Raw genomic sequence first — 5,477 nt, 5'->3', positions numbered from 1 at the left:
AGGGCGTCGCCCTGCCCCGCGCCCCCATCACCGTTCCCGCGGATCCAACGCATCCCGCAATCCGTCACCAAGGAACGTAAACGACAACATCAACCCCGCAATCAAAATCACCGGAAAGCTGAGCAACCACGGTCCCGACGACAGATTGTTATAACCTTCGGTCAACATCACCCCTAGACTAGTTGGGAAGGGATTATCAGGATCAACCGATGGCCGCATGCCCACGCCGAGAATGGTCAATACCGCCTCGGCGCTGATCAGAGCGGGAATGCTAAACGAGGTCGAGACAATAATCGGCGCTAATGTATTGGGCAAGATATGCCGCCCCAAGATCGCCGTGGTCGGCACCCCAATCGCCCGCGCCGCCTCGACAAACTCCTTCTCCTTCAGCGACAACACCTGCCCGCGCACCAAGCGGGCAATCCCCGTCCAACTCACCAGCGAGACGGCGACGAAGATCAGCAGCAATCCGTTGAAGGTACGGCCAAGCCACGTCTCGCGGAAGGCAGTCGAGAGAGCGATAATAAACAGCAGATCGGGGAAGGCCGCCACGATCTCGGTAAAGCGCATAAGCAGGTTATCAAGCCACCCGCCGGCAAAACCTGAGATCAGACCAATCGTCACTCCGATCAGCAAAATCGCAACCTGCGGTACAATCCCCACAATCAGCGACACCCGGATGGCATACATCAACCGCGACAACACATCGCGCCCCAGCGTATCAGTGCCAAGCAGGTGCTCAGGCACCCCCATGCGGGCCGGGTTGTCCGTCACCCATGCCGGCGGGCGCAGGCTGTTATTAGGGATCTGCTGGACGGGGTTAAACGGCGCGAGCCACGGCGCAGCAATCGCCACGATCACATAGAGGATAATCACCACGAGCCCGACCATCGCTGCCCGGTTGCGCCGGAGCCGCGCCAGCGCATCTGACCACAAGCTGCGCGGTTTGGTGTTGAGGGCTTGAATATCGATCGGGTTGGTCAACGACTTGGCCGGTGACGTCACGTCTGCTCCTCACTATCAACCGATAACGCGCTCACGAGTGAGTGGGCGGCTTGCAACGCACCTACCTCCCTTTCCCACTCCCTATCTTTCACAACGTTCCTGATAGCTCATCCGCGGATCAAGTGCGCCACAATCCTCACAAAGCTATCCGCCGGCGGCCATCACCTAGCGCACGTTACCCACGGAGCGCGGGCTGCTTGCCCGCATGAACCGATCACTCTCTCTCCCTGATGCGGCTCATCGGCCTGCTTCGCTCCTCGCCATTCCCGCTCTACTTATAGCTAATCCGTGGATCAAGCACGCCATACGCAATGTCGACCAGGAGATTAGCAATTCCCAAAAAGAAGACGTAAATCAGCGAACCGGCCATAATCATCGAATAGTCGCGTTTGCCGATTGCATCAACGAAGGTGCGGCCCATGCCGGGCACCTGAAAGATTGTCTCAACAAACAGGGTGCCGGTGATCAGACCGGCCAGCGCCGGCCCCAAAATCGTCACCACCGGCAGCAGCGCATTTTTCAGCATGTGACGCCAGACAATCACCTGCCCGGCCAACCCCTTCGCCTGCGCCGTGCGAATGTAGTCTTGCCGTTTCACTTCGAGCACGCTTGAGCGGGTCAGGCGGGCAATGAATGCCATGCTAGTCGTGCCTAACGCCACCGTTGGCAAGATCCACGGCTTCACCGGATCGTTCCAATCGGGGATAACGGTAAACCAGTTGAGAATAACGGCAAAGACGATCACCAAGATCAAACTGGTAATCAGTGTTCCTAATGCAACAAAGATAGTTGACGACAATGAGAGCAGGTAATCAAGCCATGTATTTTGGCGCAGCGCAGCCAGAATGCCCAGCGGAATGCCGAAGACGACCGCAAACAAGAGCGCCTGCAACCCTAGCCGGGCCGAATAGTAAAACTTACTGGGCCGGGTTGGCGAGCCCTCAAACAGCTCTTGCTGCACCGTGCGCGCCCCTCGCGACGAGTAGGTCGGGCCAAGATTACCGGCAATCGCGCCCCACTGAATCTTCCATTCACCGGTTTTGGGATCGGGCACGACATCAAGAAACATATAGCGGGTAAACTGGCGCCAAAACGGCAGATCCATCCCGAACCGTTCGCGCAAAATCGCTTCGACCCGCGGCGAGAGCTGGCGCCGTTCGGGTTGGGTATCGAATGGACCTCCCGGCGTCAGCTTGGCGATGCCAAACGTGACAAAGCCCACGATAATCAGCACCGGGATGTTCCACAAGATACGCCGGATGATGTAGGCGGTCATACTGTATTCCTAAAATGGTTGGCAGACGCAGAGGCGCAGATGAACCTCTCTTGCGCCTCTGCGTTAAACCTAACGCATACGATGCTGCTTAGGGCTGGACGTCCACATTCGGCAAGTTGAAGAAGCCGAGCCAGTAATCAAGCGGCGTGATCGTTTCTGGCGTGACACCCTTTACATACGGTTTGACCAGCACCGGGCCGCCGTTGTTGAGCATGAAGACAACCGGCGCGTCTTCAACCAGAATGGTTTGCGCCTGCGCATACAGCTCGGCACGGCGCACCGGGTCTTGCTCAATATCAGCCTGCCGCACCAGCTCGTCGAGCTGCGGGTTCGAGTAGTTGACGCGCGTGCTGAGCAAGCCGTTGGTCTGGAAGAGTGAGACCCAGTTCTGCGGATCGGGATAGTCGGCGCACCAACCCAGCGAGAACATCTGTGGCGGATTGTCTTTGGTCGCCGCAGCAAAGGCGGTCGGATCGATCGGATCGAGGATCACGTCGATGCCAAGATTCTGCTTGAACTGGTTGGCCACCCACTCGAAGCGAGCGTTGTTGCGCGCGGTGCCTGAATAGGTCAGCTTAATTTCCGGCAAGCCCTGCCCGTTCGGATAACCCGCATCGGCCAATGTCTGCTTGGCCTTGGTGGCGTTGAACTCCCACAGCCGCAAATCGGGTTGGTAGCCGGGGAAGCCGGGTGGGATGAAGCTGTAGGTCGGTGTGCCGAGACCTTGGAAGACATCGCGCACGTAGGCTTCGCGATCGAGCGCCTGTGCAAACGCTTGCCGCACGAGCTTGTTGTCAAATGGCGGCTTGGCGAGGTTGAAACCAAAGTAGAAGGTGCAAGAACCGGGGACATCAATGGTCTGCTGGCTCAAGACTGGGTCTGATTTGACCGTTGCCAAGTCTTCGGCACCGACGCCGAGAATATCAAGCTCACCATTCTGGTAAGCTTGGAAGGCAACTTGGCCATCAGTGATCATGTAGTACTCAACCCGCTTGAGCTTAACCGGCCCCAACGGCCCCGCGTAATAGGGGTTCGGCTCCCAGATCGCCTTGCTGTCGTGCTCCCACTCTTTCAACATGAAGGGGCCGTTGCCAATATAGTTGGCCGGATCGTACCACCAGTCATCGCCTTGCGCCACGTCCTCCTCGCGCACCGGCGCGCCAATCCAGAGCGCGGCCATGCTGAGGAAATACGGCGCCGGCGCAACCAGCTCGATCTGCAGCGTGTAATCATCCAGCGCCTTGACGCCAAACTCGTCGCGCAGCTTGTCGAGATCGAGCTTCATGACCTCTTCCATCGACAAGCCTTGGCAAGCGGCGGCACTATATTCACTGTAGCCTTTAATAATGCCACATGGCAACGACTGGTACTCACCTGCCGTCTCTGGATCAGCCAGCCGCTTCCACGCATACTCAAAGTTGCGCGCAGTCAATGGCGTGCCATCACTGTACTTGCCGTCGCGGCGCAAGGTAAACGTGTAGACGGTACCGTCAGCCGATACGTCAACCTTCTCGGCAGCCCCCGGAATGGGGTTCATATCGAGATCAAAGGTCATCAAGGCCTGATAGGCCATCATAATGAACTGGATCTCGTTGACGAAGCTGGCCTTCTGCGGATCAACATTGTCTGGCTCTGAGCCAGTGTTGAGGCGCAACACGCCGGGTTGCGCAGTGCTAGCGACCGGGGCAGTCGTTGGTTCGGCGGCAGCAGTTGGCTGCGGAGCAGCAGTCGGTTGGGTGGCTGGGGCGGTGGTTGGCTGTTCAGCCGGAGCAGTCGTTGCTTGCGTAGCCGGGGGATTGCCGCCGCCACAAGCTGCCAAGATGGGCAATAGCAACCCAAACAGCAGCGTGAGGGCGAGCGCGTGACGCCAGCGAAGCGGATTCATCGCGATACTCCTTAGCATCTGTGACACGAAACACCTCATCGAAACGGGGCAGGTGGCTGTAATCGCTCTAGCACAGTGCTGCGCAGGAGAATAGGGTAAAGGTAGCCGATGGCGTTCGCTCTTGCCTCCTTTCTGCCCGATAAGATACACGATGTCGGCGCAGACTGCGCAAGAGAACAACCAACCACAGATGTGAAAAATCCCCCTTCGATATGGGGGATCGTACCATGTGGGACGGATGCTTGTCAAGGCAACAATTATGCTCGCAATACAGCGACAGTGGCAATCGCGAAGAAGAGCTGCACCCCAAGCGAAAATCCTTGCCACAGGCGCGCGGCCAAGGGGCTGCGCCGGTAGACGATCAGACCGCCAATGAGATTGAACAGTGCGGTCAGTGCAGCCGCTACCGGCAAGAAAAAGATGCGGATGCGCGGGGCTAATTCGGCGGCGGCGCCAATCTGGTCGCCACGCCATTCGATCTGGGACGGCAACGAGGGATAGATGACTGCAATGGCCCCAAACAAGACCAGATTAAGTATGAGCGTCACGAGTAACAATTGCCGGATGACCGGATCGGCCCAAAAGTCGTAGACCAGAAAACGGGCGACTTCAATACCGGGCGTCAGCGTCTGAATGGCGCCAAGCCGTCGCCTCTGCTCTAATTCTTGCACGAAGCCGGCTTGGTCGGTGGGTGAGATGGCGTAGGCTGCATTGCCGGCGTAGATCACCAACGCTTCTGCTAATGGCCGGGTGGTAAAGCGATGAACGACGATGCCGTCATGAGTCTGGACGCGGCCATGGTAATAGCCGATGCTCGCCAATGCTGTGCGCCAGTCGCCGATCGCTGGCGCGCCTTGTTCGACCCGATCGATCAAGGTTAGCGGAATGACGGCGCGGCTGCCCAGCCATTGGATGTATAACCCATTGCGGTCTAAGCTGTACCGTAAGGTCATCGCAGCAGCAGTGCGGTAGATGAGGAAACCGGCCAGTGCTAGTAAACCAAGCGCGAGCACGGTCTGCCCAAACAACCAGCTATCAATCGGCCACTGCTCAGGCGGCCCGCTCAGCGCCGCACTCATGCTGAGCAACAGCCAACCTGCCCCCGCTGCACTCACGACGGCAAGAATAAGGCCAAGCCAGATACGAGCTGTTGCTATTGGTCGCCAGCGTTGCATAGTGCGTTATTAAGCCAAGCAGACCCGCAACCGTATTATTGCCGGTCTGTGGCAGCAATTGCGTCCCTCATCCCATCAAACGAGCCGCGCGGCCTAGTTATGGAGTGCGGCCGGGTAACGGCCCCACTCCATAACC

Annotated in this window: 4 protein-coding genes; all 4 read right to left on the bottom strand. The window is 58.1% G+C overall.

The window, feature by feature from the left end:
- Positions 1-27: 27 nt before the first annotated feature.
- The 4 genes from U9R61_RS09080 to U9R61_RS09065 all read right to left on the bottom strand — a co-directional run bounded on the left by U9R61_RS09080 (position 28) and on the right by U9R61_RS09065 (position 5,341).
- Positions 28-1,005, bottom strand: a complete 978-nt coding sequence (locus U9R61_RS09080) for an ABC transporter permease (RefSeq protein WP_322488494.1) — start codon at positions 1,003-1,005, stop codon at positions 28-30.
- 271 nt (positions 1,006-1,276) lie between these two features.
- Positions 1,277-2,281, bottom strand: a complete 1,005-nt coding sequence (locus U9R61_RS09075; protein WP_322488493.1) for an ABC transporter permease — start codon at positions 2,279-2,281, stop codon at positions 1,277-1,279.
- A gap of 88 nt (positions 2,282-2,369) precedes the next feature.
- Positions 2,370-4,166 carry a peptide ABC transporter substrate-binding protein gene (locus U9R61_RS09070; protein WP_322488492.1) on the bottom strand — a complete coding sequence of 599 codons (1,797 nt, stop codon included), beginning with the start codon at positions 4,164-4,166 and terminating at the stop codon, positions 2,370-2,372.
- Positions 4,167-4,423: 257 nt separating this feature from the next.
- Positions 4,424-5,341, bottom strand: coding sequence for a PH domain-containing protein (locus U9R61_RS09065; RefSeq protein ID WP_322488491.1), 918 nt, complete (start codon positions 5,339-5,341; stop codon positions 4,424-4,426).
- Positions 5,342-5,477: the final 136 nt, after the last annotated feature.

This window comes from Chloroflexus sp., assembly GCF_034431535.1.
GTDB lineage: Bacteria > Chloroflexota > Chloroflexia > Chloroflexales > Chloroflexaceae > Chloroflexus.
The sequence above is the reverse complement of the archived record's forward strand: the minus strand, read 5'-3'. Positions and strand labels throughout refer to the sequence as shown.